The following is a 647-nucleotide window of genomic DNA, read 5'->3' as shown; positions in this document are numbered from 1 at the left end:
GGTTGGGGTGGTGTCCGGTGGCCACCAGGCCGGCAATATGGGCAATGTCGGCCAGAAGATAGGCCCCCACCTCGTCGGCAATGGCGCGGAAAGCGGCAAAGTCAATTGTCCGCGGATAGGCAGAGTAGCCGCAGATGATCAGCTTGGGCCGGTGCTGCAGGGCCAGATCCCGCACTTGGTCAAAATCAATCCGCTCCGTCTGCGGATGCACCCCGTAGTGCACCACGCGGAACCACTTGCCGGAGACGTTTACCGGGGAGCCTTGGGTAAGGTGGCCGCCGAGGGCCAGATCCATGCCCATAATTGTGTCTCCTGGCTGCAGCAGGGCCAGGAAAACAGCGAAATTGGCCTGCGCCCCCGAGTGGGGCTGCACATTGGCGTGGGCTGCCCCGAAGAGTTGCTTAGCCCGGTCAATGGCCAGCTGTTCAATCTCGTCAATAAACTCGCAGCCGCCGTAGTAGCGCTTGCCCGGCAGCCCTTCTGCATACTTGTTGGTGAGCACCGAGCCCTGGGCTGCCAAGACGGCAGGAGAAGTGAAGTTCTCGCTGGCGATCATCTCCAGGTGATCCCGCTGCCGGTTGAGCTCTTCCTGGATCAGGCGGTAAACCAAGGGATCCGTTTCCGCCAGGATGGCCAAGCTATCCCGT

At 61.5% G+C, this 647-nt stretch carries 1 protein-coding gene; it reads right to left on the bottom strand.

Going from position 1 to position 647, the window contains the following annotated elements; genetic code table 11:
• Positions 1 to 637, bottom strand: a 637-nt coding sequence (locus tag NW838_RS08930) for a serine hydroxymethyltransferase (RefSeq protein WP_414427883.1), incomplete at its 3' end; no start/stop codon positions are given.
• Positions 638 to 647 lie beyond the last annotated feature (10 nt).

Origin of the sequence: Synechococcus sp. R55.2, from assembly GCF_047462075.1 — a bacterium.
Taxonomy (GTDB): Bacteria; Cyanobacteriota; Cyanobacteriia; order Thermostichales; family Thermostichaceae; genus Thermostichus.
The sequence above is the reverse complement of the archived record's forward strand: the minus strand, read 5'-3'. Positions and strand labels throughout refer to the sequence as shown.